General features: G+C 64.8%; 26 protein-coding genes and 2 pseudogenes. 14 read left to right on the plus strand and 14 right to left on the minus strand.

The window, feature by feature from the left end:
* Positions 1 to 5 precede the first annotated feature (5 nt).
* From tkt to HNE04_RS06840, 7 genes are all read right to left on the minus strand, one after another.
* Positions 6 to 1,997, minus strand: coding sequence for a transketolase (gene tkt, locus HNE04_RS06810; protein WP_172217754.1), 1,992 nt, complete (start codon positions 1,995 to 1,997; stop codon positions 6 to 8).
* 13 nt (positions 1,998 to 2,010) lie between these two features.
* A complete protein-coding gene (locus tag HNE04_RS06815) occupies positions 2,011 to 3,012 on the minus strand; it encodes a transketolase family protein (RefSeq protein ID WP_172217755.1) in 1,002 nt (333 codons plus the stop codon).
* Positions 3,009 to 3,851 carry a transketolase gene (locus HNE04_RS06820; RefSeq protein WP_172217756.1) on the minus strand — a complete coding sequence of 281 codons (843 nt, stop codon included), beginning with the start codon at positions 3,849 to 3,851 and terminating at the stop codon, positions 3,009 to 3,011. The genes HNE04_RS06815 and HNE04_RS06820 overlap by 4 nt, the downstream gene beginning before the upstream one ends.
* A gap of 11 nt (positions 3,852 to 3,862) precedes the next feature.
* On the minus strand, positions 3,863 to 5,122 hold the full coding sequence (locus HNE04_RS06825; protein ID WP_172217757.1) for a TRAP transporter large permease: 1,260 nt from the start codon (positions 5,120 to 5,122) through the stop codon (positions 3,863 to 3,865).
* Between the two features lie 2 nt (positions 5,123 to 5,124).
* Positions 5,125 to 5,652, minus strand: a complete 528-nt coding sequence (locus HNE04_RS06830; RefSeq protein ID WP_172217758.1) for a TRAP transporter small permease — start codon at positions 5,650 to 5,652, stop codon at positions 5,125 to 5,127.
* 99 nt (positions 5,653 to 5,751) lie between these two features.
* Positions 5,752 to 6,729 carry a TRAP transporter substrate-binding protein gene (locus tag HNE04_RS06835; RefSeq protein ID WP_172217759.1) on the minus strand — a complete coding sequence of 326 codons (978 nt, stop codon included), beginning with the start codon at positions 6,727 to 6,729 and terminating at the stop codon, positions 5,752 to 5,754.
* Positions 6,730 to 6,762: 33 nt separating this feature from the next.
* Positions 6,763 to 7,512 (minus strand): SDR family NAD(P)-dependent oxidoreductase, encoded by a 750-nt coding sequence (locus HNE04_RS06840; protein ID WP_172217760.1) that lies wholly within the window; start codon positions 7,510 to 7,512, stop codon positions 6,763 to 6,765.
* 124 nt (positions 7,513 to 7,636) lie between these two features.
* Here HNE04_RS06840 and HNE04_RS06845 point away from each other — a divergent pair, with 124 nt between their 5' ends.
* From HNE04_RS06845 to HNE04_RS06855, 4 genes and pseudogenes are all read left to right on the plus strand, one after another.
* Positions 7,637 to 8,566 carry a LysR substrate-binding domain-containing protein gene (locus tag HNE04_RS06845; protein WP_172217761.1) on the plus strand — a complete coding sequence of 310 codons (930 nt, stop codon included), beginning with the start codon at positions 7,637 to 7,639 and terminating at the stop codon, positions 8,564 to 8,566.
* A 225-nt stretch (positions 8,567 to 8,791) separates the two neighbouring features.
* Positions 8,792 to 9,046, plus strand: a pseudogene (locus HNE04_RS06850) (3-isopropylmalate dehydratase); the annotation flags it as partial.
* Positions 9,045 to 9,308, plus strand: a pseudogene (locus HNE04_RS27985) (glutathione S-transferase family protein); the annotation flags it as partial. The pseudogenes HNE04_RS06850 and HNE04_RS27985, both read left to right, overlap by 2 nt.
* A gap of 132 nt (positions 9,309 to 9,440) precedes the next feature.
* Entirely contained in the window at positions 9,441 to 9,827 is a 387-nt protein-coding gene (locus HNE04_RS06855; RefSeq protein ID WP_172217762.1) for a hypothetical protein, read from the plus strand.
* Positions 9,828 to 9,889: 62 nt separating this feature from the next.
* On the opposite strand, the gene HNE04_RS06860 is transcribed toward HNE04_RS06855, so the two are convergent.
* Positions 9,890 to 10,438: a TetR/AcrR family transcriptional regulator gene (locus HNE04_RS06860; protein ID WP_207717465.1), complete on the minus strand. Its 549-nt coding sequence runs from the start codon at positions 10,436 to 10,438 to the stop codon at positions 9,890 to 9,892.
* Between the two features lie 74 nt (positions 10,439 to 10,512).
* Between HNE04_RS06860 and HNE04_RS06865 the strand changes: the two genes are divergently transcribed.
* The gene (locus tag HNE04_RS06865; protein ID WP_235964826.1) at positions 10,513 to 11,733 is read left to right on the plus strand and encodes an FAD-dependent oxidoreductase; all 1,221 of its coding nucleotides are present in this window, start codon (positions 10,513 to 10,515) and stop codon (positions 11,731 to 11,733) included.
* Positions 11,734 to 11,792: 59 nt separating this feature from the next.
* Here HNE04_RS06865 and HNE04_RS06870 read toward each other — a convergent pair whose 3' ends face one another.
* The 5 genes from HNE04_RS06870 to HNE04_RS06890 form a co-directional block, all read right to left on the minus strand.
* Positions 11,793 to 12,377 carry a dihydrofolate reductase family protein gene (locus HNE04_RS06870; RefSeq protein ID WP_172217764.1) on the minus strand — a complete coding sequence of 195 codons (585 nt, stop codon included), beginning with the start codon at positions 12,375 to 12,377 and terminating at the stop codon, positions 11,793 to 11,795.
* A 104-nt stretch (positions 12,378 to 12,481) separates the two neighbouring features.
* Complete coding sequence (locus HNE04_RS06875) at positions 12,482 to 13,495, minus strand: RNA polymerase subunit sigma-70 (protein WP_172217765.1); 1,014 nt, start codon at positions 13,493 to 13,495, stop codon at positions 12,482 to 12,484.
* A gap of 150 nt (positions 13,496 to 13,645) precedes the next feature.
* Positions 13,646 to 15,043, minus strand: a complete 1,398-nt coding sequence (locus HNE04_RS06880) for a transposase (protein ID WP_172217766.1) — start codon at positions 15,041 to 15,043, stop codon at positions 13,646 to 13,648.
* A gap of 123 nt (positions 15,044 to 15,166) precedes the next feature.
* Positions 15,167 to 16,102, minus strand: a complete 936-nt coding sequence (gene lhpI, locus HNE04_RS06885) for a bifunctional Delta(1)-pyrroline-2-carboxylate/Delta(1)-piperideine-2-carboxylate reductase (protein ID WP_172217767.1) — start codon at positions 16,100 to 16,102, stop codon at positions 15,167 to 15,169.
* Between the two features lie 151 nt (positions 16,103 to 16,253).
* The gene (locus tag HNE04_RS06890) at positions 16,254 to 17,591 is read right to left on the minus strand and encodes an NAD(P)/FAD-dependent oxidoreductase (protein ID WP_328700275.1); all 1,338 of its coding nucleotides are present in this window, start codon (positions 17,589 to 17,591) and stop codon (positions 16,254 to 16,256) included.
* Positions 17,592 to 17,685: 94 nt separating this feature from the next.
* Between HNE04_RS06890 and HNE04_RS06895 the strand changes: the two genes are divergently transcribed.
* The 7 genes from HNE04_RS06895 to HNE04_RS06925 all read left to right on the plus strand — a co-directional run bounded on the left by HNE04_RS06895 (position 17,686) and on the right by HNE04_RS06925 (position 24,723).
* Complete coding sequence (locus tag HNE04_RS06895) at positions 17,686 to 18,393, plus strand: helix-turn-helix domain-containing protein (protein ID WP_172217769.1); 708 nt, start codon at positions 17,686 to 17,688, stop codon at positions 18,391 to 18,393.
* A gap of 121 nt (positions 18,394 to 18,514) precedes the next feature.
* Positions 18,515 to 19,588 carry a dipeptidase gene (locus tag HNE04_RS06900; protein WP_235964855.1) on the plus strand — a complete coding sequence of 358 codons (1,074 nt, stop codon included), beginning with the start codon at positions 18,515 to 18,517 and terminating at the stop codon, positions 19,586 to 19,588.
* 30 nt (positions 19,589 to 19,618) lie between these two features.
* Complete coding sequence (locus HNE04_RS06905; protein WP_235964827.1) at positions 19,619 to 21,139, plus strand: ABC transporter substrate-binding protein; 1,521 nt, start codon at positions 19,619 to 19,621, stop codon at positions 21,137 to 21,139.
* 6 nt (positions 21,140 to 21,145) lie between these two features.
* Positions 21,146 to 22,060, plus strand: coding sequence for an ABC transporter permease (locus HNE04_RS06910; RefSeq protein ID WP_172217772.1), 915 nt, complete (start codon positions 21,146 to 21,148; stop codon positions 22,058 to 22,060).
* A 4-nt stretch (positions 22,061 to 22,064) separates the two neighbouring features.
* Positions 22,065 to 22,907, plus strand: coding sequence for an ABC transporter permease (locus HNE04_RS06915; RefSeq protein ID WP_172217773.1), 843 nt, complete (start codon positions 22,065 to 22,067; stop codon positions 22,905 to 22,907).
* A 2-nt stretch (positions 22,908 to 22,909) separates the two neighbouring features.
* Complete coding sequence (locus tag HNE04_RS06920; RefSeq protein ID WP_172217774.1) at positions 22,910 to 23,938, plus strand: ABC transporter ATP-binding protein; 1,029 nt, start codon at positions 22,910 to 22,912, stop codon at positions 23,936 to 23,938.
* The gene (locus HNE04_RS06925) at positions 23,935 to 24,723 is read left to right on the plus strand and encodes an ABC transporter ATP-binding protein (RefSeq protein ID WP_172217775.1); all 789 of its coding nucleotides are present in this window, start codon (positions 23,935 to 23,937) and stop codon (positions 24,721 to 24,723) included. Before HNE04_RS06920 ends, HNE04_RS06925 begins: the two co-directional genes overlap by 4 nt.
* Here HNE04_RS06925 and HNE04_RS06930 read toward each other — a convergent pair.
* On the minus strand, positions 24,644 to 24,865 hold the full coding sequence (locus tag HNE04_RS06930; RefSeq protein ID WP_235964830.1) for a DUF2958 domain-containing protein: 222 nt from the start codon (positions 24,863 to 24,865) through the stop codon (positions 24,644 to 24,646). The two genes, HNE04_RS06925 and HNE04_RS06930, sit on opposite strands and share 80 nt — an antisense overlap.
* A gap of 270 nt (positions 24,866 to 25,135) precedes the next feature.
* Here HNE04_RS06930 and HNE04_RS06935 point away from each other — a divergent pair, with 270 nt between their 5' ends.
* Together HNE04_RS06935 and HNE04_RS06940 are read left to right on the plus strand one after the other, a co-directional pair.
* Positions 25,136 to 25,339: a hypothetical protein gene (locus tag HNE04_RS06935; RefSeq protein ID WP_172217776.1), complete on the plus strand. Its 204-nt coding sequence runs from the start codon at positions 25,136 to 25,138 to the stop codon at positions 25,337 to 25,339.
* 70 nt (positions 25,340 to 25,409) lie between these two features.
* Positions 25,410 to 25,622 (plus strand): leucine zipper domain-containing protein (locus tag HNE04_RS06940; RefSeq protein WP_172217777.1); only part of this gene is annotated, 213 nt, incomplete at its 3' end.

Consider the following 25,622-nt stretch of genomic DNA (forward strand, 5'->3'; position numbering starts at 1 on the left):
GCAAGTCAGGAGCCTGAGGAGAGGCAACGCTTCGCCTCGGCGACGATGGCGGCGGGCGTGATGCCGAACTTTTGGTACAGCGCATCGGCGGGACCGGACGCACCGAAACCTTGCATGCCGACGAATCCACCGCGCTCACCGAGATAGGCGTCCCAGCCGAAGCGCAACGCGGCCTCGACCGCCACACGCGTGCCGCCCGGCGGCAAGACGGTCGCGCGGTACGCTCCATCCTGGGTATCGAAGAGTTCCCAGCAGGGCATCGACACGACCGCCGTGGGAACGCCATCGGCCTCAAGCAGCACGCGTGCCTGCAGCGCCAGCATCACCTCCGAACCGGTCGCCAGGAGAGTGACTGCTCGTGCTCCGCCCGTCGCTTCGGCCAGCACGTAGGCGCCGCGCCGCGACAGGTTGTCGCTCACGTGCGCGGTTCGCACCGGCGGCAGAGCCTGGCGCGCGAAGACCAGCGTCACGGGACCGCCGCGGTGCTCGAGCGCGACCTCCCAGCACTCCGCGGCTTCCACTGCGTCCGCGGGGCGCAGCACCAGCATGTTGGGCATGGCGCGCAACGACGCCAGGATCTCCACGGGCTGGTGGGTGGGCCCGTTCCTGCCGAGGCCGATCGAGTCGTGGCTGAAGACGAACTTCACCGGCAGCCCCATCAACGCGGCCATACGCATCGCCGGGCGCTCGTAATCGGAGAACGCCAGGTAGGTCAGGCTCAGGGGGATCACGCCGCCATGCGCAGCCATGCCGTTGGCCATGGCGCCCATGACGTGCTCGCGCACGCCGCAATGAACGTAGGAGCCGGTGCGGTCGTCCGGGGTGAACGCCCGCAGGCCGCGTTTGTGGCTCATGGGCGCTTCGAGGTCGGCGCAGGCCACCATGCGCTCGGGCAATACCTCGGCGAGCAGCCCGCTGATCTCGGCCGAGATCAGGATGCCCCCCGGCGCTGCATCGGACGCAGGCGCCCGGCGCTTGTATTCGTGCAGCACTTCGCGCCAGCCTGCCGGCAGTTCGCCCGCGAGGACGCGCTGGAACTCGGCCCGTTCGCGCGCGGGGAGCGCGGCCAGGCGAGCCTGCCACGCGTCGTACTCGCCCCGGCTGCGCCGTCCGGCGTCGCGCCAGGCACCCAGTACGGGCTCCGGCACCTCGAAGCGGCCGTGCGGCCAACCCAGCTGGACCCGCGCTGCCTCAGCGTCCTCGGGGAACAGCCGCCCGCTGTGGCCGGCGCGCTGTCCCTGCAGGCGCGCGATGCCGCTCGCGATGACGGTGCGGCACGCGACCAGCGAGGGACGCGCGTCCCACCGCGCCGCCGAGGTAGCCTGCGAAATCGCCTCGATGTCATGGCCGTCCACTTCGAGGACATGCCAGCCAGCCACGCGGAACCGCTCCGCCACATCCTCGCTGATGGACAGTTCGGTGCTGCCGTCGTCGGTGATGCGGTTGTCGTCCCAGAACAGGATCAGCTTGCCCAGCCGCAGGTGCCCGGCGAGCGAGATCATCTCCTGGCCGACGCCTTCCTGCAGGCAGCCGTCGCCCACGAACGCATAGGTGTAGTGGTCGACCAGCTCGGGTCCGAAGCGGGCGTTGAGGTACGCCTCGGCCACGGCCATGCCGAGCGCGTTGGCGATGCCCTGGCCGAGCGGGCCGGTGGTGACCTCGATCCCGCTCGCGGGATCCAATTCGGGATGGCCTTCGCAGCGCGAGCCGAGCTCGCGGAAGCGCCGGATCTCGTCGAGCGAGATGTTTTCGTAGCCCGTGAGGTACAGCAGCGAATACAGCAGCATGGAGCCGTGGCCGTTGGACAGCACGAAGCGGTCGCGGTCCGGCCAGGTGGGGTCGGCCGGGTTGAATTTCAGGTGCCGCGTGAAAAGCGCCGTTGCGATCTCCGCCATGCCCAGCGGCACGCCCTGGTGCCCTTCGGCGGCCTGGACGATGGCATCGATGGAGAGGAAGCGGATGGCGCTGGCAAGCGGGGCGAGCTCGTGGTTCGACATGGCGGGTAGTCCTCTAGCGCAGCCAGCCCTTGATGGTCGCGGTCATGGCCTCGGCGGAGATGCCGTAGCGGTCATGCAGGGTGGGCAGCGCGCCCGCGTCGAGGAAGGCGTCGGGCAGCGCGATGCGCCGGAAGCGGGGCGCCACGCCCTCTGTCAGACAAGCGGTGGCCACCGCCTCGCCCAGGCCCCCGATCTCGGAATGGTTCTCCGCGACGACGACCAGCCGGCCGCTCCGCCCGGCTTCGCGCACGATTGTCTCCGTGTCGAGCGGCTTGATGGTCGGCACGTGCAGCACGCCGACGTCGATCTGATCAACCGCGAGCGCCTTCGCCACTTCCAGGGCGCGCATCGTGAGGATGCCCGACGAGATCACCAGCACGTCCTTGCCTTCGCGTAGCAGCTTAGCTTTGCCCAGCTCGAACTGGTAGCCGTATTCGTCGAGAACCAGCGGCACCTGGCCGCGCAGCAGCCGCATGTAGACCGGCCCGCGGTGGGCGGCGATGGCGGGCACCATCTGCTCGATCTCGAGCGCATCGCAGGGATCGATCACCATCATGTTGGGGATCGACCGCATCAGGGCGAGGTCCTCGCAGGCCTGGTGGCTCGGGCCATAGCCGGTTGTCAGGCCGGGCAGCGCACAGCACAGCTTGACGTTCAGGTTTTCCTCGGCGATCACCTGGTGCACGAAGTCGAACGCGCGGCGCGTGCCGAAGACGGCGTAGGTGGTCGCGAACGGGATGAAGCCTTCCTTGGCCATGCCACCGGCGGCGCCCATGAGCAATTGCTCCGCCATGCCCATCTGGAAGAAGCGATCGGGATAGGCCTGGGCGAACAGGTGCAGGTCGGTGTATTTCGCGAGGTCCGCCGTCATCCCCACGATCTCGGGCCGCGTGGCGGCCAATTCGACCAGCGCCTTGCCGAAGGGCGCCGCCTTGACGCGCTGGCCTTCGGAGGCAATGGAGGCAATCATCGCGGAGGTGGTCAGCCGCGGTTTCTTCTCGGTGGTGGTGCTCATGGCGCGACTCCTTCGGTATGCGCTTGGTCCAGGTAGTGGATGGCCTGCTGCCATTCGGGCGGGTCGACCCGGATGAAGTGGTTCTTCTCGCGTTGCTCCAGGAAGGGAACCCCCTTTCCCATCAGCGTGTCGCACAGGATCACTTTGGGCTTGTCGCCCTGCGGCGAGCGGGCACTGTCGAATGCAGCCACCACGGCCTGCAGGTCGTTGCCGTTCACCCGCTGGACGTGCCAGCCGAACGAGGCCCATTTGTCGGCCAGCGGCTCGAAGCCCAGCACCTTGCTGGACGGTCCATCGGCCTGCTGGTTGTTGATGTCGACCAGGCAGACCAGGTTGGACAACCCGTGGTGCGCCGCCCCCATGGCGGCCTCCCAGGTGGAGCCCTCGTCGAGCTCGCCGTCCGACATCGAGTTGTAGACGTAGGCGGTGCTGCGCTTGTGGCGCAACGCAAGCGCCATGCCGACGGCGATCGGCAGGCCCTGGCCCAGCGAGCCGCCCGACATCTCCATGCCGGGGGTGTAGGTGGCCATGCCGGACATCGGCAGCCGGCTGTCGTCGCTGCCGTAGGTCTCGAGTTCCGCCTCGGGAATGATCCCGGCCTCGATCAGCGCGGCGTAGAAGGCGATGGCGTAGTGGCCGTGTGACAGCAGGAAGCGGTCGCGGCCCTCCCACAGCGGCTCCTGCGGCCGGTACTTCATCGCATGGCCGTAGGCGACGGCCAGCACGTCGGCGTAGCCGAGGGCCTGGCCGATGTAGCCCTGGCCCTGCACTTCGCCCATGCGCAGGGCGTAGCGGCGGATCCTGTAGGCGCGCTCTACGAGCGTCGATGCATCAGACATGAGGTGGTTCCTTAACGAAAGGTGAGCCAAGGCAGGTAGGCGAACGCCAGCAGGATGCCGATGGCGACGAAATAGAAGGGAATGAGCTCCTTCACCACGTCGCCCATGCGGACCTTGGCGATGGAACTGGTGATGAACAGGGTGGTGCCGATCGGCGGGTGATACAGGCCGATGGAGAGATTGATGATCATCATGATCCCGAGCTGCACCAGGTCCATGCCGACCGCCGAGGCGAGCGGAACGAACATCGGCGTGAGCAGCAGCACGGCGGCCGGCAGGTCGATGAACATGGCCGTGGCCAGCATGATCAGGTTCATCGCCAGGATGATCAGCCACGGGGACTGCAGAACCTGCGTCGCGTACTGCGTGAATTGCGCCGGCAATTGTTCATAGGTGACGATCCAGCCCACCACGCTCGAGGCCATGATGATCAACAGCACCACGCCGGTGGAAATGCCGGCTTCGATGGCGGCTGCTTTGACCTTGGCCAGCGTGAGGTCGCGGTAGACCACCCCGGCCACGACCAGCGCGTAAAGCGTGGACATCACGCTGACTTCCGTGGGCGTGGCGATGCCGAAGCGCAGGAAGACAATGATCAGCACCGGCATCATCAGAGCCGGTCCGGCGTGGGCCAGCTGGCGCAGGAACGCGGTCCAGTTAAAGGGAACGGTATCGCGCGGAAAGTTGCGCCGGCGGCCCTGGATATAGCAGACGGCCATGAAGCCGGCGCACATCAGCAGGCCCGGCAGGATTCCCGCCACGAACAGCGCGCCGATGGACGCGCCCGATACCAGGGCGTACACGATCATCGGGATCGACGGCGGGATGAGGATGTCGATCGTGGCGGCCGCGGCCAGCGTGCCGGCGGCGAAGGGCGCCGGGTAGCCGAGCTTCTTCAGCCAGGGGATCAGCATCGAGCCGATGGCCGACGCATCCGCCACGGCCGAACCGGAAACGCCGCCGAAGATGGTGGACGACAGCACGCCCACTTGGGCGGGCCCCCCGTGGACCCGGCCGATCATCATCGACAGAAGGCTCACCAGGCTCTGCCCGAGCTTGCCGCTCACCATCAGCGCGCCGGTCATCATGAAAAACGGGATGGCGAGCAGCGGGAAGCTCTGGGTCTGGGCAATCATCTGCTCGATGGCCAGATGCACGGGCACCTTGTCGATGATGAGCAGGCCGCCGACCGAGGAGAGGATCAGCGCGTGGGCGATCGGGATCGACAGCAGCGCCGTGCCGACAAAAAGGGCGATGATCAACGCGGTCATGTTCAGGCTCCTTGATGGGACGCGGCGACTTCCGGCTCTTCATGGCCATGCGGCACGGCGATGCCGGCCCAGACCTCGGGAAGCTTGCACACCGTCACCACGCTGAGCAGGCCGAACCCCAGCATCAGGCACCACACCGTGACCGAACCGGGAACCTGGAGGATCGGGCTGCGTTCGTCGGCGGCGATTTCCGCCAGCGGCCAGGCGATCACCGCCAGCCAGGCGTACAGCACGGCCACCACCAGCGAGCCGCCTGCCAGCACCCAGCGCCGGGCCGGGCCGAGCTTCTGGGTGAGGATGACGACCGCGATGTGCGAGCCATGCTGGGCGGCCAGCACCACACCGGCCATGATGAGCCAGGGGAACAGCAGCTCCGGCAGCTCCGACGCCGAGGCGATGCTGGTGCCCGCCACGTAGCGCAGGGCCACGTTCACGCTGAGGATCACGAAGACGATGGCGAGCGTCAGGTACAGGACGCCGCGGCAGGCGGCGCCGATGCAGCGCTCGATGAATTGGATGAACGGAATCACGATGCCCTCCGGGCCCCGCGCCAGGCGCGGGCGTTAAGTGGAAAGGGAGAGATGGCGCTCCGCGCTGCCGTCAGCGCGGAGCGGATGGCCTGCGGGCCGTTACTGTGCTTGCTGGATGACGCGCTTGACGAAGTCGCCGGTCGGGCCGGCGGACCACTTGGCGTACACGGGTTTCGTCGCGTCGATGAACGCCTTGCGGTCGACCGTGTTGATCTCGACACCCTTGGCCTTCAGGTCGGCCGCCAGCTTCTCGTCGGCCTCCTTGGACAGCTTGCGTTGCAGCTGCGTGGCCTCGGCGGCGGCTTCCGTCAGGACCTTCTGGTCGGCGGGCGTCAGGCGGTCCCAGGAGCGCTTGCCCATGACGAAGGGGTTGGCCTCGTACTTGTGGCCCGTCATCGACAGGTACTTCTGCACCTCGTACAGCTTGGCCGACGCGATGTTGGCCAACGGGTTCTCCTGGCCGTCGACGACGCCCTGCTGCAGCGCCACGTAGAGTTCGGCGAACTTGATCTGCTGCGTGTCGGCGCCCAGGGCCTGCATGATGTCAACCGTCATGGTGTCCGGCGGGGTGCGGATCTTCAGCCCCTTGATGTCCGCCGGCGCCTTGATGGCGCGCTTGCTGTTGGTGACGTGGCGGATGCCGTTGTCCCAGTAGCCCAGGACGACCATGCCCTTGGCCGCGGTGCGCTTGGCCAGGTCTTCGCCGACCGGGCCGTCGAGCAGCTGCCACGCCTTCTGCACGTCGCTGAACAGGAAGGGCAGCCCGAGCACCGCGTATTCCGGCACCACATTGGCGATCGCGCCCTGGCTGTTGGCGGAGATGTCCAGCGTTCCCGAGCGCAGGGCGGTGACCATCGCGGCGTCGTCGCCAAGCTGGGCGGAATGCGCCACCTGCACCTCGATACGTCCGTTGGTCTTGGCCTTGACGCGCTCGGCGAAGAGGACGGCGGCTTCGTGCCGCGGGTTGCCGGGCGCGGCGCCGTGGCCGAGCGTGAGTTTCGTGGCCGACTGCGCAAGCGCGAGGCCGCCGCTCGTGAGTAGTGCGCCGGCGATGATGGCGATGGTTCTGCGTTTCATGACTTTGTCTCCTGTGGTTTTATGGTGGGTGGTTCAATGGATCAGCATGCCGCCGTTCACGTCGAGCGTGATGCCGGTGCAATAGCCCGACAGGTCGCTCGCCAGGAACAGGCAGGCGCCGGCGACGTCGGCCGGGACGCCGAGACGGGCGAGCGGGATGGTTTCGGAGATCTCGGCCTTCCGCTCGGCGGTCAGCTTGTCCTTGTTGATGTCGGTGGTGATGAGGCCGGGAGTGATGCAATTGACGCGAATGCCGTCGGGGCCCAGTTCGCGCGCCATCGCGCGGGCCAGGCCGAGCACGCCGGCCTTGGCGGCGGAGTAGTGCGGACCGCCCAGGATCCCGCCGCCGCGCTGCGCGGACACCGATGAGATGCAGACGATGGAGCCGCTGCGCTGGCGCTGCATGGCGGGGATGACCGCTTGCGAGAACAACAGGGTGCCGCGCAGGCTGACGTCCATGACCGCCTCGTAGTCGGCCTCGGAGATGTCGACCGTCTTGCGCGGCTGGGTGATGCCGGCGTTGTTGACCAGGATGTCGATGCGCCCGAACTGTTCCAGGACGCGGGCGACGACCGCCTCGGCATCCGCCTTCACGGTGACGTTGGCAACCAGTCCTTGGTGCTGGGGCCCGAGCTGGGCGGCGGCCTCGGCCGGCCGCGCCGCCTCGAGGTCGGCGATGACGACGCGGGCGCCGTGCGAGGCGAGCAGGCGGGCAGTGGCGAATCCGAGGCCGTTGAGGCCGGCGCCTCCGGTGATGAGGGCGACGTGATCGGCGAGCAGCATGAGTAGGGTTCCTTGAAGTGACGGTGGGGGGCTGGAATGGGGGTAACTATGGTCACCATCACACATGAAGACAAGCGACAGTTCTTCAGCAACTTGTGAATCCCATTCAAAAAGGGTTAACCCTATGAGGTCTTCGTTTCCCCCGCTCAGCTGCCTGCTCGCCTTCGAAGCCGCCGCGCGGCGCGCCAGCTTCAGCGCGGCCGCCGGCGAACTCAACCTGACGCCCTCCGCGGTCAGCCACCAGATCGCGAAGCTGGAACAGTTGCTGGATGTGCGCCTGTTCGAGCGCTCGGCGCGCAGCATCGCGCTGACGGAGCCCGGGCGCGAGTACATGAGCCGGGTGTCGCTCGCGCTGGATGCCATCAGCGCGGCCACCGATAACGTGCGCAAAGGCGTTCGCAATGCACTGCACCTGCACGCCGCGCCCAGCCTGGCAACCCTGTGGCTCATGCCGCGGCTGACCGACTTTGCCCGCAAGCACCCGGGCATTGCCTTGTCGCTGTCGGCCTCGCCGACGCATTCGGACTTCGCAACGGGTCAGGTCGACATCGACCTCCGTTATGGCGTGCCCAACTGGCCCCACCTTCATGTGCAGCCGATCTTCGAGGAGCGCATCCAGCCGATGGCCAGCCCGGCCTTCATCGAAAGCCATCGCATCGAGACGCCCGAGGACCTGCTGCAGTTGCCCCTGATCCAGTCGGTCGTGAACGTGGTGCAGTGGGGTGACTGGTTCCGCAGCCGCAGGGTCCAGTTCACGCCCGGGCAGTACGCCTACAGTTTCGATCGCACTTCCATGGCGCTGGACGCCGCAGTGCAGGGGCTGGGCGTGGCGTGCGACAGCTCCTCCATAGCAGCAGACCACCTGCATCAAGGCCGGCTGCGCAAGTTGTTCGACGATCGCTGGTGCGTCAAGGTCCAGGCCCACTTCGTCGTTTGCCCGCCGCGACACCTGCAGCGCCCGGAAGTGGCCAACTTCATCGAGTGGATCCGGGCACACGCTGCGGATGCCGAGGGCTCGGCAGCCTCTTCATCAGAAAATCTTCATCAGGACTGAAGAACTTCGCGCTTTTTCCTGATCCAGGATGCCCCTAGACTTTCCTTGAACGCCCCCCGGGGGCCACCCACACAAGGAGACCTTTTCGATGAGCACTGCATTCCGCCCGCGCCCCTGGACCGCCGCCGAGGCCCAGAACGACAGCTCCTGGACCCTGCGCCTGTCGCCCGAGGCGGCCGAAGGCTTCCACCAGGCGCTGCTGCACCCGGGCGGCATCCGCAGACGCTGCCGCAGAAACCGATCGCGCGCGCGAGCGGCCGCAGCCACGTCGCCCCCGGCGAGATCGTCAGCTGCCAGGTCGACCTGGCCATGTTCCACGCCTCGGGGCCGCGCCGCCTCAAGCCCATGTCCGAGGAGCTGGGCGCGCAGATCTGGAACAAGGACCGCGTGGTGCTGGTGATGGACCATTACGTGCCGGCACAGGACGAGGATTCGCGGCGCATCGTCCGCATCGCGCGCGACTGGGCGGCCGAGCAGCGCCACGCTCCTGGAGCGCGACAAGCCCTGGTACGGGGAGCGCCAGCCGATCCTTGAGGATCGCGTCCGCACACGGCTGGGCGAACTGTCCAGTCGGCTTGGCAAGGCCGACTGGCTCGACGGTGCTTTCAGCGCCGGTGTCCTCGAGAAGTATCCGAACCTCTGCGCTTATGTCGCCCGCGGCGAAGCGCGCCCGGCCTACCAACGAGCTTTCGCCGACCAACTGGCGGTTTTCATTGCCAGCCAGTCGAGCGACTACGCGTAGAACCTGCTTCAAGACTCAGCAACTGCACGTGCTCATGCATACGCCTGCTGCGCCGCAATGACACAAACACAACTGGCGTCACGCGTCGGGCTGGCCTACAGTGGCCCTTTCAGCACCATGAGGAATTCCCAAATGCCGATTCGTACTTCATCATTGACCAACAGGATCTCGGCCAACGGGCAAGCGCTGCATCGCGCGATGATGAGCCGAAGGGAAACCGGTGGGGCGGACAACGCGCCGTCCGAAGCCGAGTCCGCCCTGATCGAGGAGCGCCGGCTGCTCAAGGAAGAGCGGGACAAGCGCAAGGAGGAGGCGCTGCTGCCCAGGCCGAGCGCCCTCGACCGGCTTGTGCGAACGCATCACCCCCAGGCCAAGGACAAGCCGAAGGTCAGGGATGAATCGCACGACGCCCATGAAACCAAGAAGCCCAAGTCGCGCAAAACGCGTGCCGAGAAGCACGCGGAGAAGGCAGCGGCGCTGGACGCCGCGCGCAGGTCGCCGAAGAAGCCGGCGAAGTGACCCGGGGGGCGTTTGCGGCGATAGCTCAGGGGTCGAGGAATAACGCGGCCGTGGCGCCCGCTTCAGCGTGACAAGTAGGCCTGGATCGTCGGTGCCACAGCGGTCACGAGTTTCTCCGGCGCCGCTGTCGCGATGCCAGGGATCTTGAGCACGTAGCGGCACAGGGCGAGCCCGAGCAACTGGGTGGCGATCAGTCCCGCCCGCATCGGCGCCGTCGCGTGCGGGCCGTTGCGGGCGACAGCGGGCAACACCTGCTGCTTGAACAGCTCGCGCATCTTGTCCGCCGCCGCTTCGTGGGTGACGGCGGAGCGCATCAATATCGCCATGCTCGTGGCGGACGGGCCTTTCTCCCAGATCTCGAAGAAGTGCCGCACGAGCATCTCGCCTTCGTTGCCGGCTTTCATCGCCGACACGTCCGGCAACCGCAGCTCGAATTCCGTCGCGCGGACGAACAACTCCTCCTTGTTGCCGAAGTAGCGGATGACGAGCGCGGGGTCGGCGCCGGCGGCTGACGCGATCTCGCGGACAGTGGTGGACTCGTAGCCGCGCTCTGCGAAGAGCGTGCGAGCCGCCTCGAGGATCGACGCGCGCGTGCGATCGGACTTCTTCAATGGCGGGGTTTCGGCGGGCGCCGACTTGGCGGAAGGGTTATTTTTCAACACGTGTTGACTTTCTGGGGTGGCGATTGCAAAATTCAACGATCGTTGACATCTTACCTCCCTTGAAAGGAATCCCCGTGAACCAAGTTCCAGCACCCGCCGCTGCCGCCCAGACCGACGTCCTGATCGTCGGGGCAGGCCCCACGGGCCTCACCCTTGCCGCAGCCCTCGCGGCTCAGGGGGTCGCCACGGTCGTCATCGACGCCCAAGCGGAGGGCGCGAACACCTCGCGCGCCGCGGTTGTCCACGCGCGCACGCTGGAGGTGGTGGAACCGCTCGGCGTTTCCGACAGGCTGGTCGCGCTCGGGTTGCAGGCAGGCCGCTTCACGATCCGGGACCGCGACCGCATCCTGGTGCCGATCGAGTTCGGCGGCCTGCCGTCGCGCTACCCCTACACGCTGATGGTGTCCCAGGCCGTGACGGAATCAGTGCTGCTGGAACGTGCGCGCGAGCTGGGCGTGGTGGTTCGCCGTCCTTGTGCGCTGGTCACCTCCTCCCAGGACGAGGAGGGCGTGGTGGCGACCTTGAGCGATGGCAGCCAGGTCCGCGCGCGCTTCCTGGTGGGTGCCGACGGTATGCACAGCCTCGTGCGAGAGCAGGCCGGGATCGGATTCGACGGCGGCACCTACGGTGAGTCCTTCGTGCTCGCCGATGTGAGGCTGGAGGCGAACGAAGCCGTGCCTCGCCGCGAAGTGATCCTGTTCTTCTCGCCGGCCGGGCTGGTCGTCGTCGCGCCGCTGCCGGACGGAGTCCATCGCATCGTCGCCACTGTGGAAGATGCCCCGGAACAGCCGAACGCCGCGTACGTGCAGGCTTTGCTGGATACCCGAGGGCCGCAGGCGGCGCGTGCCGTCGTGCGCGAGGTTCTATGGGGCTCGCGCTTTCGCGTTCACCATCGGGTCGCGCAGGCGTACCGCAACAGGCGGGTGGTGCTCGTCGGGGACGCGGCACATGTGCACAGTCCGGCCGGTGGACAGGGCATGAACGTGGGCATGCAGGACGCGATCGCCCTGGCCGAGGCCTTGATCCCGGCGCTGGCGGGGGACGACGCGGCACTGGACGCGTACGAGGCGCGCCGCAGGCCCGTGGCGCAACAGGTGGTCACCCTGGCCGACCGCCTGACGCGCATGGCCACCGCGCCGCGGGCATTGCGCGGGTTGCGCAACCTGCTGTTGTCGATGCTGGCTCGCGTGCCGAACTTCCGCCGCACGTTGGCCTGGCGGTTGTCGGGTCTCGTCTACCGGTAAGTCGGGGAGCGCTCGCCTGCTTCGCAAATCTGGCCCCGGCCAATGGCACGCGGGCGCGTTCACTGCGGCCGGCAGCCATAGTGCAACGCCACGGTATCTGACCCTGGCAGGCGGTTCTGGCCCCGCAGCTTCCAGTGCTGCGCCAGGCCGGGTTCGAAGGTGGGTACACCCTCACCCAGCAGCACGTTGCCCACCAGCAGGTGCAGCTCATCGACCAGCCCTTGCGCCAGCAGGCCGTTGTACAGCTGGTGGCTGCCGTAGATCAGCAGGTCGGGGCCGGGCGCGGCCTTGAGCTGGGCGATACGTGCCCGGGCCTGAGCGCGGGATATCACTTCGGTGTCGGCCCATGGAGAGTCGGGGCGCACGCTCAGCCGGTCGCTGACGAGCACTTTGCGCGCGGCCACCACACGCTCGGCGATCTCACGTTGCACCGGATCACTGCCGGGACCGCGGTCGACGTTGGGCCAGTAGACCTCGAACATCGGGAAGGTGGTGGCGCCAAAGAGCAACGTTCCGGCGCGGCGCATGCAGTCGAGGTTGTGGACGTTGAAGGCGGCATCCATGGGCAGGCCGGCGAGCGTGCCGCCGGGGCCGGCGCAGTAGCCGTCGAGTGAGCTGAGGATGCTGACAATGAGTTTGGCCATGAAGGATCTCCTGGGGTTGAACCACGCGGCCGGACCGTCCGGGGCGTGTCATCTCTTTGGAGACAGGACGATGGGCCAACTCATCGGTCCGGGCAGCGGCTTCCTCAAGAAAGTTCGTCGGGCATGCCGAAGCGCCGGCAGACTGCCGGGTCGATGAAGCTGTCGATGGAACCGATCAGCCCATCGCGCAGGCTCAGCAGCACCACGCCGCCCGGCCGGAAGTGGTCGTCGCCGGTTTGCTGGATGTAGCAGGCAAAGCCCGGTTGGCCGTTGCCGCGCAGGGGCTGCAGACGCCATGGTGTCTGGAACACGCGCTCGGCGAAGAACATCAGGGCGAATCGGCGGCCGTTGAACCAGGCAGGCAGTGGCGGCATGGTGAACCGCGCGTCCTCGGCCAGCAGGCTGACCATGGCTGCGATATCGCGGCGCTCCCAGGCGCTCATGAAGCGCTGCAGCAGGCCATCGAGGCCCTGTTCACCCAGTCGCTGCACGTCGGCCGCCGGCGTCCGCTCCTTCACGGTCTTCTGCGCGCGCTGCAGCGCGCTGTTGACCGACGCGACCGAGGTGTCGAGCATCTCGGCTACTTCCGCCGCCGAATACTCCAACACCTCGCGCAGCAGCAGCACGGCGCGCTGCGTGCCGGGCAGGTGCTGCAGCGCGGCCACGAAGGCGAGCGCCACGTACTCGCGGCGTTGCAGTGCGGTGGCCGGATCTTCATGGGTGTCGATCCAGTCTTCATCGGGCAAGGGCTCCAACCATACCGGCCCGGCCACCGGCTCACCCAGTTCGGCCGTGGCCTGCAGCGGCGCACGGTGGTCGGGCGAGGTGATACGCCGGGGGCGCTGCGAGATCAGCCGCAGGCACACGTGGGTGGCGATGCGGTAAAGCCAGGTGCCGAGCGCGCTGCGCGACTCGAAGCCGGCCAAGCCGCGCCAGGCGGCAAGCAAGGTCTCCTGGAGCGCGTCGTCTGCATCGAAGGGCGAGCCCAGCATTCGGTAGCAGTGAGCGTGCAGCTGACGCCGGCGGGGGGCCACCAGCCGGTCGAAAGCAGCGGTGTCGCCGGCACGTGCGCGCGACAACCACTCGGCTTCCTCAACAAGGTCGGGCGGTAGGGGCATGGCGCATTCTGGCGTACCACGCGAGGTGATGTCTGCTTCCGGCCTATTGTGTTGAAGAACTCGCTCTTGGCTGCGCGCGGTAGGGCTTTGGCGGCGTTTGATTGAGTTAACGCAGAAGCGCCTGGTCCGTGCGAGGTCTCCCTCGCACTTTCATACAGGTATCAGGTTTGCGTTTTCTGCCTTTGGTGCGAGCCACTTGGCCATTCTTCGCAAGTTTTGGACGGCCGCGACCATCAGGAACTCGTCTCGCGCACCATTTAGGCCCCGCAGTCGGAGCCGATCGAGCTTCAAGATGCGTTTGAGGTGGGCAAACAGCATCTCCACCTTCTTTCTATCCTTGCGCGACTGCTCATAGGCCGGTGTTGTGCATACAGTACGTGCGACATCGCGCGCATCTTCGTAGATGCTGCGGGCAATCTTTCGATTCGGCGTGTTTGGGCAGCAGCGCTGCTTGTGAGAACAGCCCGCGCAATCCTCGTTCTTGGCTCGGAACAGCACGGTGCTCTCCGAGGTTGGCCGTCCGGTCGTGGTCAGCTGCTTGCCGCCGGGACATTCATAGCTGTTGCTCTGCTCATCGAACCGGAAGTCTGACCGGCTGAAGGTGCCGTCGTCGCGTTGGGACTTCTCCCACACAGGGATGTGTGGCTCGATCTGCTTGTCATTGACGATCCAGTTGAGCATCGGCGCGGCGCCATAGGCAGTGTCGCCCACCAATCGTTTCGGCTTGAGATCGAACCGTCTCTCAACGCGTTCGATCATGGTCTTGGTGCTCTCTACTTCCTCCGTCTTGTGCGCTGGCGTTGCCTCCACGTCAACGATGATCCCCGCGTCCAGATCAATTAGATAGTTGGTCGAGTAAGCATAGAACGCCGGCCCCCCGGGAGCAGCAGTCCAGCGGGCAGCCGGATCGGTCAGCGAGATGTTATTCGGCTGGCTCGATGGCCCGCTTGGCGGCGCCGGTGGCTCGTCGTCATCGGTAGGGTTGTTCGCATCGAGCGCGCTGAGGTACTCGCGCACAGCGCGGCTCGGCCCTTCGCCCTGGCTCCAGTTGATCTCCTGCCCACCGGGCACGTCGCGGGTGCGGTTTGCATCTGCCTTGATGACGCTGGCATCGATGGCAAAGCCTTCGCCGCCAACCAACCCTTCGCCCATGCAGCGTCGAAGCACCGTCTCAAAGACATGGCGAAATGCATCGCTCTGGCGAAACCGGCCATGCCGGTTCTTGGAGAAGGTGGAGTGATCGGGGATCCGGTCTTCAAGGCCCAGGCGACGGAACCAGCGGTAGGCCAGGTTCAAGTGAACCTCCTCGCACAGACGCCGCTCCGAGCGGATGCCAAAGCAGTAGCCAATCACCAGCACCCGGATCATCAGCTCGGGGTCGATCGATGGCCGGCCCGTGTGACTGTAGAAGGGCGCCAGGTGCCTGCGTAGATCGCTCAAGTCCAGGAAGCGATCAATACCCCGCAGCAAATGATCCCGCGGTACGTGGTCTTCCAGATTGAACGCGTAGAACAACGGCGCTTGGCCCGCGCCTTGGTTTCCCATCATTGGCCACTCCACCCCTCGAGTTGGTCGTGACGTAAATCTAGGAGGTCAGCGGGAGTTTTTCAACACAATAGGAGCCAAAGCGGACGTTAGCGACCGTAGGCGGGGCGCCGTACAACTCGCGTCTCAGTGTTGAGAGTCGTAGGCCAGCGAAGCCGCTGCCAAATCTTCCAACGCGGTTCCCACGGCCTTGAACACCGTGATCTCGTCGTCGCCTCTCCGTCCACGATGCAACCCACGGCAAAGCGAAGTCAGATCACCCGCGATCTTCTCTTTGCCGAACGCGCCGCTTGCGATCGGCGAGAGAACGTCGCCGGCTTTCATCGGAGCCTCGTCCGTATCGACGAACACCGTCGATAGGCGGAAGCAGTCGTCGTCGCTCTCGCGCATCTCGGGAGTGAATCCGCCGATCAAGTCGAGGTGCGTGCCTGGCTTGAGCCAAGCTCCGCGAACCAGCGGCGCCGTCGACAGTGTGGCGCAGCTCACGATATCGACCTCTGCCACCGCGGCTTCCAGGTCGGACACGACCTGCGCCTGGAAGCCCGCGCGTCCGAGGCGCTCGACAAAGGAACGGGCGAGCGTTTCATTGATGTCCCACACTTTGACCCGCTGGATGGGACGGATGGTTCGGTAGGCCTCCGGGATCAGGCTTGCCACTCGACCTGCTCCCACCACGAGCATCGAGTTCGCATCCGGCCGGCTCAGGTACTTAGCGGCTAGGGCGGACGCGGCCGCGGTTCGCCGCGATGTGATGACGTTGCCATCGAGCAGCGCGAGTGGCACTCCGGTCGTTGCATCGAAAAGGATGAATACCGAATGCAACCCCGGAAGCCCACGGCGCTGGTTGTCCGGATAGATGGACACCGTTTTCACGCCGAGCCGCTTACCTTCCTGCCAGGCAGGCATCAGGAGCAAGGTGCCTGTGCCCGCCTCCGGATGCCCTATCACGTGAGAGTGCCGCAGGGGAACGCTGCAGCCCGAGGCAAACATTGCATTCAGCGCCGGGATGAGTTTTTCGAAGGGAAGTCCTTCAGCCGTTTGCGCCTCGCTGATCTGTTTCATGCAAGTTCAACTCTGGTTAACGCCACACGGCCGAATAGACACGCAGCCAGTTCTGTCTTGCGCACGTCATCGCCTCCGCGATATGCGAAATGGGGTACGCCGCGCGCCCCGGGGACAACATGGACCAGAAGAGTGTTGTTCATGATGGTGCTCAGGTAAAACGCGATGGAGAGAAAGGGGCTGTCGGGATCGAGGCCGCTTCGCCATCGAGCATGGCCCCGACGATCTTCCCCGTCACGGGCCCCAACGTCAGGCCCAGGTGGCCATGCCCGAACGCGAGCAGCGCATTGGCGACTCCCGGCACAGGGCCGATGACGGGCAACGAATCGGGAATGGAAGGACGGAAGCCCAGCCACGTGCTGTCGGGTACCAGGCGAACGCCCGGCAAAAGTCGCTCGACATGCGGGAGGTTGCGCAGGACCAGGTCGAAATCGGGTTCAGCCTGGAGTCCCGCGAATTCGACGCTGCTGGTCACCCGCAACAAGTCGCCCATGGGCGAGATCACGATCGATTTGTCGGCCCAGTAGAGCGGATGCTGCAGCTTGGTCTCGCAATCGCGAGCATCCAGCATCATGTGATAGCCCCGCTCCGTGTCTAGGGGGACCTTGCATCCGAGCATTGCCGCAAGGGGCTTCGACCAGGCGCCTGCCGCAACCACGACCGCGTCTGCAGGTATCGATTGCGTGCGGGTGCGCACGCCGCTGACCACGCCACCGGTCAGGTCGAATCCCGTCACCTCGTCCGCAAGGCAGGCCGTCGCCAGCCGCAAAAGATGATCGCCCAAAGCGCGGACATATGTGTGCGGGTTCCCGACATGGCAACAGCCGGGGTGAAAGACGGCGCGCGCGAATCGCCCTTTCAGTGCCGGGTCGAGGCGGGCGATTCCGTTCCCATCCAGTTCATCACAAGCGATGCCGCGCCGGCGCATCAAGGCAAAGTCCGCAGCCGAACCGCGAAAGCCGGCTTCCGTCTCGAAGCCCTTCAGCCACCCCGTGGGGACGATGCTGCCTCGCACGCCCGCGGGGCCGGCAAGTTCTTCGTGCGCGGCAACGGCGCCTTCGAGAATGCTCGCAAGCGCAATAGACAACTCCTCCACCCTGGACGGCGTGCTGGCCACCACCATGCGCAGCAGCCAGGGCAGGAGCCGGGGGAAATAGGCCGGCCTGATGTGCAACGGCCCGTCGCGGGAAGCGAGCATCCGGGGCACCGACCTGATCGTCCCCGGCGATCCTACAGGAACGCACTCAGAGACCGCGAGTACACCTGCGTTGCCGCTGCTGGCGCCGCCGGCGACACCCCGCGGATCGATCAAGGTGACGTCCCAGCCTCGCATCCTGGCATGCAATGCGGCGCTGACCCCAACGGCGCCTCCACCTATGACGATTGCGCGGCGCGGTTTAGCCATCGTGAACACCCGGAACACGACTCCGCCACACCACACTGCAGACCCGCATCCACGAGGAGAGCGTCTTGTCCCAAGTCTTTCCATGCATTTGAATATCGTATACGAATAAAAATATCCTAGCAAGATGTTTTAGTAATATGCTGGGTATCGTCGTCGCTCGCTGCTAAACTCGGAAACCATGAACTCTGCTACAGCGCGTTTGAAATCGAAGCCGTCCCGCCCCCGGGGCAAACCTGCTGTCCAGAAGGAGACTCGAGCTCCCGCCCCCGTACCGGCACGCGCAACCGCCACGAACGACGGCCGGCTCGGCATCCTCGCGCGGAAGACTAAGAGTCTCAGGACGGCCGCCCGACTGACACTGCAGGAGTTGAGTGCGGTGAGCGGGGTGTCCCAATCCGCGCTGTCGAAAATCGAAAACGGCCAGCTCTCGCCGACGTACGAGAAGATCCTCGCGCTGGCCAAGGGGCTCGGCGTCGATGTTGCGGAACTGTTCAGCGACTCGACCTCCGGCACGCCGATCGGCCGCCGGGCGGTCACTCTCAAGGGCCGGGGCGTCGTTCATTCGTCGCCGCAGTACGAATACCAGGTTCTGTGCTCCGAGTTGTCGGGCAAGCAATTCCTTCCGCTGCTGGCCACGATCAAGGCGCACAGCGTCCATGATTTCGTCACCCTGCCCAAGCACGACGGGGAAGAGTTCGTCTACGTCGTCCGCGGTGAGATCACCCTTCACACCGAGTTCTACGAGCCCATCGTCCTCTCCGAAGGAGACTGCTGCTACTTCGACAGCAGCATGCGTCATGGCCTCGTTTCCGGCGGCAAGGAGGATGCCGTCGTCGTCTGGGTCTGCTCCAAGAACGTTTCGCTTCGCCCGCGGGAAACTCCCTAAGGTTCCAGTCACGCCAGCACGACGCGCAGTCCCCCACTGGGGGCTGGGCGTCGTGCCGGCTGTCGGCTTGACGGCCCCGGGCGGCCCGCTACCTATGTTCGTAAGTGAAATTTGCACCTTGATGATCCAAATTTATTCTGATACGATAAATTTTCGTCGTTATGGCATAAACTCAATCATCGAACACATGACCCCCTCATCAACCCTTCACCAGGAATCCATCGTCATCGATGGAACGTGTCCGCTCATCGACGATCCGCGAGGCATCCCTGCCTACAGGGCAGGCGGCTTCACTGCCGTGGCACCGACGGTCGGCGATAACGAGAATGGCGCCGCCGGCACGCTCCGGAAACTGGGATCCATCCATAAAGTCATCCGCGAAGACGCCGGCCTGGTCCTTGTCAGGAAGGCGCGCGATATCGAGGCTGCGAAAGCGTCGGGAAAGATGGGACTGATCCTTCACTTTCAGGGCGCGGAGCCGATCGAAAATCGCCTCGAATACATCGACGCGTACAAGTCGATGGGCGTGGGCATGATCCAGTTGACCTACAACGTCAAGAACAGGCTTGGCGACGGGTGCGAAGAGCGAACGGATGCCGGCCTGAGCAAGTTCGGGCTTGCAGTGATCAAACGCATGAACGAGGCGCGGGTCATCGTGGATTGCTCGCACACAGGCCTTAGAACGACCCTGGATGCCATCGAGGCTTCGACACGGCCGCCTGTGTTTTCACACGCCGGCGTGCGTGCCGTCCATCCGTCGCCGCGCAACATCGTGGATGAACAGATCAAGGCGGTGGCAGCGAAGGGAGGCTTGGTCGGAGCCAACGCATACCCGCCCTTCGTGTCGGCCGACAAGCCGCCGACGTTGGAGCAGTTGATCGATCACATCAGGTACATCGTGGACCTCGTGGGCATCGACCACGTCGGCCTGGGCCTCGACTACTTCGCCGGCCAAAGCCCTTACTCCTCGGACGAACACGCGATGGCCGCATACAAGGGCTATCTGGAAAGCGGCATGTGGTCATCGAAGTCCTACCCCCCGCCGCCGTACATCTACCCGAAGGGCATCGAAACGCCCGACAAGGCGCCCCATTTGACCGACGCATTGCTTCGTTCGGGCTTCAATGCCGAAGAGGTGAAGAAGATCATCGGCGGCAACTGGATGCGCGTCTTCCGAGAAGTCTGGGGGGAGTGAATCATGACGACCGTTTGGAGAACCACGACTATGAAACGCCTGCTTGTGTCAATTGCAGCTAGCACCGCCCTCGCCTGCTCGCTTTCCGCGAACGCCGGCAAGGCGGACAACTCGCTCAACGTCGCCTTGGGGATTGGTGTGAACGTCACCACCCTCGACAACTACAGGGAGCCGGACCGCGGCGGGTTGATGCTTGCCCGGCTCATCTATGACTGCCTGCTGAGCAAGGACCAGGCGACGAACCAGTTCAAGCCCGAACTGGCCAGTTCCTACAAGATCGTCGACGACAAGACAATCGATTTCGATATTCGCAAGGGCGTGAAGTTTCACGACGGGACGGCGCTGACAGCGGAAGACGTGGTCTACACGCTGAACCTCGTTTCATCCAAGGACTACAACGCCCGCTACCAGGTCGCCGTGGACTGGATCGAAAAGGCCGAGAAGACGGGCGATTACTCCGTCCGGCTGCACATGAAGCGCCCGTTCGCCGCCGCCCTGGAAATGCTGGCGGGCAACCTGCCGATCTATCCAAAGGCGTACTACTCCAAGGTCGGCGCGGAAGGAATGGCCGTCAAGCCGATTGGAACCGGACCCTACAAGGCCACCGAAGTCGTGCCGGGGACGAGCATGAAATTCGAGCGCTTTGCCGACTATTACGACGGCAGCCCGAAGGGCAAACCATCGATCGCGACGATCAACGTGCGGATCCTGCCGGAAGCGAACACGCAATATGCCGAACTCGCGAGCGGGCGCCTGGACTGGATCTGGCGCATGCCCGTCGACGCGGCGGAAAAGCTCAAGCGCCTGCCGAACGTGGTCGTTGACAGCACGCCGATCATGCGATTCGAGTACATCGCGTTCAACCCGGCTTTCAACGATCGCAAGTCGCCCGTCGCGGACGTCAACGTGCGCAAGGCGATTTCAATGGCGATCAACCGCGAGCCCATCCGCGGGGCCTTCTACGGCTCGGGTGCCGCATTGCTGCGAGCCGCCTGCAGCCCGGCGCAATTCGGTTGCGCCAAGGACGTCACGACGTATCCGTACGATCCGAAGGCCGCGCGCGAACTGCTCGCGAAAGCTGGATACCCGAACGGCGTCACCGTGGAGGCGACGAGCATCCTTCCCAATCCTGCGGTGAATGCGGCGATCGCGGCGAGCTTCAAGGAGAGCGGCGTCAATCTCAAGATCGCCGTCGCGACTTACTCGAGCGCCCTGAGCGACTGGCGTGCCGGCAAACTCCAGATGCTCATTGCGACCTGGGGCTCCTACGGCATCGGGGACGTTTCGCTGAGCACCAGCCAGTTCTTCTCGGGGAATGCCGACGACCCGTTCAAGGACCCCAAGGTGATCCCGCTGCTCAAGGCCGCCGACAGCTCGACGAATCGGTCGGATCGCGAAGCAAAGTACCGTACAGCGCTCCAGCAGATCGCGGAACAGGCGTACTGGGTCCCCCTGTGGAGCTACTCGATCTATTCCGCCCATCACAAGGACTTGCAGGTCACGATCAATCCCGACGAGTTCGTGCAATTCCAGGCTGCGCGCTGGAAGTAGCCTTCGATGCTCAAGCTCGCATTGCGCCGGATCGGGGCGGCAGCCCTGCTGGTCCTGTTCGTCTCCCTCGTGAGCTTCGGGCTCTTGTTCGCGGCGGGAGACCCGGCGACGGCCCTGGTCGGCCAAGCGGGGACCGCGCACGACGTCCAGCGTGCACGCGAGTTGCTCGGCATGAACCAGCCCCTGTACGTCCAGTACTTCGACTGGGCCGCGAAGGCGCTTCGAGGGGACCTGGGCGTGAGCTTGCGGTTCGACCAGCCCGTGCTGGGCATGATCCTCAAGAGCTTCCGCATCACGTTCCTGATCGGGGGCTACGCCATGGTCGTCGCGACCGTGATCGCGATCGTGCTCGGCGTGCTCGCGGCTCGCCGGCCGGGAAGTCTTTTCGACCAGATGGTCCTGATGCTCAGCATCACGGCACAGTCCATGCCGACCTTCTGCCTTGCCCTGTTCGGCGTGATCGTGTTCGCCGTGCGATTCCCCGTGCTCCCTCCTTCTGGCTCCGAAAGCTGGCGTCACCTGGTCATGCCGATCTTTGTGCTGGCATTCTTCGCGATACCCGCGGTCCTCAAACTCACGAGGGCCGGCATGATCGACGTGCTTTCAAAGGACTACGTGCGGACCGTTCGGGCGATGGGTGTGGGCGAATCGCGCATCCTCTTCCGGTATGCACTCCGGAATGCGTTACTTCCCACCGTAGGTGTCGCCGCTGCGCAGTTCGGTTTCCTGCTGTCCGGATCCATCGTGGTCGAGAGCGTTTTTGCGATCTACGGTGCGGGCCGCCTCGCACTCGATTCGGTCCTGGGTGGAGACATCCCGCTGCTGCAGGCCCTGGTGCTCAGCTTTTCCCTGGTCTACATCGTGCTCACACTGGCCGCGGATCTCGTCATGGCATGGCTCGACCCGAGACTGCGCACCTGAGTTTATGGCCAAGAAATTCATCAAAGAGGCAAGCTGGCCGCAACTCGTGGCAGCTGCATTTCTTTTCTGCATCACTGTGCTCGCGCTGGCCGCTCCCCTGTTGCCCCTTGCGGATCCGAACGCGGCCGACCTGCAGTCCATCAGCCTTCCGCCGGCATGGGTGGACGGGGGCAACCCGATTCACTGGCTCGGAACCGATGCGGTAGGACGTGACGTCCTGAGCCGCCTCGTCTACGGCGCGAGGACATCGATCGGCATTGGCGTGAGCGTCACCGCAATGGCTGCGGTCATCGGCGTCCTGCTCGGTATTTTGGGCGGCTACTTCGGCGGGTGGACCGACACGGTTGTATCCTTCCTGATCACGGCCCGACTGTCGATGCCCGTCATCCTGATATGCCTCGCGAGCGTGGCTTTGTTCGGAGCCTCCTTCACTGTCGTCGTCACCGTCTTGGGCACGCTGCTTTGGGATCGATTCGCCCTGGTGACGCGAGCCATGGTGCGGCAACTGCGGCAGACGGACTATGTCACTGCGGCCTACCTGCTCGGTGCCTCCACACCCCGCATCCTGGCCACGGAAATCCTTCCTGGGATCGCTCCGCAGCTCATCATCGTCGCCACGCTGGAGATCGGGCTCGCCATCGTGCTCGAATCCGCGCTTTCCTTCCTCGGCATGGGGGTGCCGCCACCCACGGCGTCCTGGGGACTCATGATTTCGGAGGGGCGGAACGACCTGCTGTTCAATCCGTGGCTCGTCGCCATTCCGAGTCTGGCGCTGTTCCTGTTCGTGACAGCCATCAATGTGTTCGGCGACTCGTTGCAAAAAGAAGCCCTCCGGGAGATGAAGTGACCATGGCCGCAGAACATGACCACGCGCTGGAGGTGCGCGGCCTTTGCGTCGACATTCCCACGCGGAGGGGTATCCTGCATGCGGTGACCGACGTTTCGTTCACGGTGGAAAAAGGCGAGACGCTCTGCCTTGTCGGCGAGTCGGGTTGCGGCAAGTCGATGACCGCCATGGCCATCATGAACCTCCTGCCCCCGCTTGCGCTTCGCCGGGTCGATATCCTGAAGGCCGCGGGCACGGACCTGGCCGCGATCTCCGAACGCGACATGCGCGGTTTCCGGGGCAATCGGATGTCCATGATCTTCCAGGAGCCCATGACGGCGTTGAACCCGCTCTTCACGATCGGTGACCAGATAGTGGATGTCTTGCGTCAACACAGGGACGTCAGCCATGCGGAGGCAAGAAAGCAGGCGATCGCACTGCTCCGGAAGGTCAAGCTCCCCGATCCGGAGTTGCGACTCGATCAGTATCCGCATGAACAATCGGGCGGCCAGCGGCAGCGGATCCTGATCGCCATGGCGCTGATCTGCGGCCCGGAAGTTCTCGTTGCCGACGAGCCGACGACCGCACTGGACGCGACGGTGCAGCTTCAATTGCTTCGCCTCCTCAAGGACCTGCAGCGCGAGTCGGGAATGGGCATGGTATTCATCACGCATGACCTCGGCGTTGTCGCGCACATCGCGGACAAGGTAGCGGTGATGTACGGAGGGCGGATCGTCGAATTCGGTTCGACGTCCGGGATGTTCCGAAATCCGCAACACCCCTACACAGCCGCCCTGATCAACTGCCTCCCGACGACCGGTGCAAAGCCGCGACAACCGCTCCGCGTCATCAACGGCGCCGCAATGCCCGTCATCGGCGAGGCCGACGGCTGCGCATATCGCAGTCGATGCGAGCACGCGTCGGCAGCATGCGAAGCGATTACGGCCAACGCTCCACGCAGCCTGACGCGCGGCCACTACGCGCGATGCGTGCTGCTGGATGAGGCTGCTCCTGTTGATGGCGAAGCTGGAACCGAAAGGGCGCTCCAATGACGCCCCTGATCGAGCTTCGGTCCGTCAGCTGCTCCTACAAGGGAAGGGGTCGCTGGTTCGTGCCGGATATGCCGCTTGTCGTTCGGGACGTCTCGCTGCAAGTCCATGCCGGCGAAGTGCTGGGGATCGTCGGTGAATCAGGCAGCGGCAAGACGACGCTGATGAAAGCCATGCTCGGACTCCTGCGTCCCGTATCCGGCGAAGTCGTGCTCAATGGTCGAACGCTCGACGCGTACAGCCGGCTCGAACGGGCCCGATTCAGCCAGGCTGTCTTCCAGGATCCGTATTCATCCCTGAATCCCGATCGTACCGTCCTGGACATCGTTGCGCAGCCGTTGCTGATCCACAAGATTGGCAGCTCCAATGAGCGCATGGAGCGCGCCAGCGCCATGTGCGGCCTGGTCGGGCTGTCGTTGCAGCATCAAAAGGGACTAGCCCGTCACCTGTCTGGGGGGCAACGCCAACGCGTGGCGATCGCCAGGGCGCTCGTCCTCGAGCCCCGGCTGCTTATCTGCGATGAGCCGACGTCAGCCCTCGACGTGTCCGTCCAGGCGCAAATCCTGAACCTGCTGCTTGCCTTGCAGGAACGACTTTCACTTGGCGTCGTGTTCGTTACTCACAACTTGGGGGTCGTCGAACATCTTGCGACACACGTGGCAGTCATCTCACGCGGCTCCTTGGTCGAACATGGGACGGTCGACCAAGTCACCAAGACTCCGCGCCACGAATACACGAAAGCCTTGCTGGAGGCGGTGCTGACCATCGATGCTGCCTTAACGGAGTAGCTACAGCGCAGTACCGCCTTGAAGTGCAGACCGAGCTCGACGTGCAGTCCGAGCGTTCCGGAAATCCCATGCCGAGGTCGCACGGGCCGAGCGCACGATCGAGATCTTCGGGATCAAGTTCGGTGAGCAGCCACCGTCGCAAGGCTGGTCGAAGCAGCCAACAAGGTCTCGCGCACCCGGGACCGCACGACTCTGCTGCGGGTCGTCAATAGCTGAAAGGCCGGTGCGGAAGTGAAGTCACGCAAAAGTCGCGCAAAAAGAAGAAGGACCCAGGCCATTTCTGACCTAAGTCCTTGATTCATTTGGTGCGCCATTTCGGACGAAGCTGGGCACTGGGAGATTAGCCTGCCTATCCCCGTGCGAGTGGCGCTCCCCGCACGATTGCCAGCCCCCGCCCCTGAAAGGAGACGTGATGCCATACGTCCAAGCCATCGCTGCACTGTCCGTCGAAATTGCTCGCGATCGCGCAGATCTTCAGGAAAAAGAGGAGTTGCTTGCAGGCCTGGAACGGTTGCAGGCAAGACGTACGCAAACCGTTCAGGCGGCAGCCCCAGACGCACCTACAGTTCACAACAATTCGAACCATCATGAAGGACTAGGTGTGATGTTTCAATAGGTTGTTCACCCGGAAGAGTCTGGGAGACTGGAGTTACGACGCTTCAGCACTCTCAGAGGAATTCCCCCGGATGAACAGCCATAAGAATGCCAGATTGACCTTCGAGGGTCGCAAATTGCTTGTTGAACGCATTTCTGTCCTGGGGCTGATGCCCGCGGCCGAGGCCGCGGGCATCAGCCGCCAGACTGCGCGCAAGTGGCTTCGGCGCTTTGAACAAGGCGGCGAGAACAGCTTGAGGGATCGCAGTTCGCGTCCGGCGCGCACGCGCAGTACCGTGGATGGC

The organism is Caenimonas soli, from assembly GCF_013155545.1.
Lineage (GTDB): Bacteria > Pseudomonadota > Gammaproteobacteria > Burkholderiales > Burkholderiaceae_C > Ramlibacter > Ramlibacter soli.

Excerpts from the sequence above, each read along its gene's own strand:
- tkt (WP_172217754.1), bottom strand. The coding sequence starts at position 1,997 with ATGTCGAACCACGAGCTCGCCCCGCTTGCCAGCGCCATCCGCTTCCTC.
- HNE04_RS06815 (WP_172217755.1), bottom strand. The coding sequence starts at position 3,012 with ATGAGCACCACCACCGAGAAGAAACCGCGGCTGACCACCTCCGCGATG.
- HNE04_RS06820 (WP_172217756.1), bottom strand. The coding sequence starts at position 3,851 with ATGTCTGATGCATCGACGCTCGTAGAGCGCGCCTACAGGATCCGCCGC.
- HNE04_RS06825 (WP_172217757.1), bottom strand. The coding sequence starts at position 5,122 with ATGACCGCGTTGATCATCGCCCTTTTTGTCGGCACGGCGCTGCTGTCG.
- HNE04_RS06835 (WP_172217759.1), bottom strand. The coding sequence starts at position 6,729 with ATGAAACGCAGAACCATCGCCATCATCGCCGGCGCACTACTCACGAGC.
- HNE04_RS06840 (WP_172217760.1), bottom strand. The coding sequence starts at position 7,512 with ATGCTGCTCGCCGATCACGTCGCCCTCATCACCGGAGGCGCCGGCCTC.
- HNE04_RS06845 (WP_172217761.1), top strand. The coding sequence starts at position 7,637 with ATGAGGTCTTCGTTTCCCCCGCTCAGCTGCCTGCTCGCCTTCGAAGCC.
- HNE04_RS06855 (WP_172217762.1), top strand. The coding sequence starts at position 9,441 with ATGCCGATTCGTACTTCATCATTGACCAACAGGATCTCGGCCAACGGG.
- HNE04_RS06870 (WP_172217764.1), bottom strand. The coding sequence starts at position 12,377 with ATGGCCAAACTCATTGTCAGCATCCTCAGCTCACTCGACGGCTACTGC.
- HNE04_RS06875 (WP_172217765.1), bottom strand. The coding sequence starts at position 13,495 with ATGCCCCTACCGCCCGACCTTGTTGAGGAAGCCGAGTGGTTGTCGCGC.
- HNE04_RS06880 (WP_172217766.1), bottom strand. The coding sequence starts at position 15,043 with ATGATGGGAAACCAAGGCGCGGGCCAAGCGCCGTTGTTCTACGCGTTC.
- lhpI (WP_172217767.1), bottom strand. The coding sequence starts at position 16,102 with ATGAAACAGATCAGCGAGGCGCAAACGGCTGAAGGACTTCCCTTCGAA.
- HNE04_RS06890 (WP_328700275.1), bottom strand. The coding sequence starts at position 17,591 with ATGGAAAGACTTGGGACAAGACGCTCTCCTCGTGGATGCGGGTCTGCA.
- HNE04_RS06895 (WP_172217769.1), top strand. The coding sequence starts at position 17,686 with ATGAACTCTGCTACAGCGCGTTTGAAATCGAAGCCGTCCCGCCCCCGG.
- HNE04_RS06900 (WP_235964855.1), top strand. The coding sequence starts at position 18,515 with ATGATCCAAATTTATTCTGATACGATAAATTTTCGTCGTTATGGCATA.
- HNE04_RS06905 (WP_235964827.1), top strand. The coding sequence starts at position 19,619 with ATGAAACGCCTGCTTGTGTCAATTGCAGCTAGCACCGCCCTCGCCTGC.
- HNE04_RS06910 (WP_172217772.1), top strand. The coding sequence starts at position 21,146 with ATGCTCAAGCTCGCATTGCGCCGGATCGGGGCGGCAGCCCTGCTGGTC.
- HNE04_RS06915 (WP_172217773.1), top strand. The coding sequence starts at position 22,065 with ATGGCCAAGAAATTCATCAAAGAGGCAAGCTGGCCGCAACTCGTGGCA.
- HNE04_RS06920 (WP_172217774.1), top strand. The coding sequence starts at position 22,910 with ATGGCCGCAGAACATGACCACGCGCTGGAGGTGCGCGGCCTTTGCGTC.
- HNE04_RS06925 (WP_172217775.1), top strand. The coding sequence starts at position 23,935 with ATGACGCCCCTGATCGAGCTTCGGTCCGTCAGCTGCTCCTACAAGGGA.
- HNE04_RS06935 (WP_172217776.1), top strand. The coding sequence starts at position 25,136 with ATGCCATACGTCCAAGCCATCGCTGCACTGTCCGTCGAAATTGCTCGC.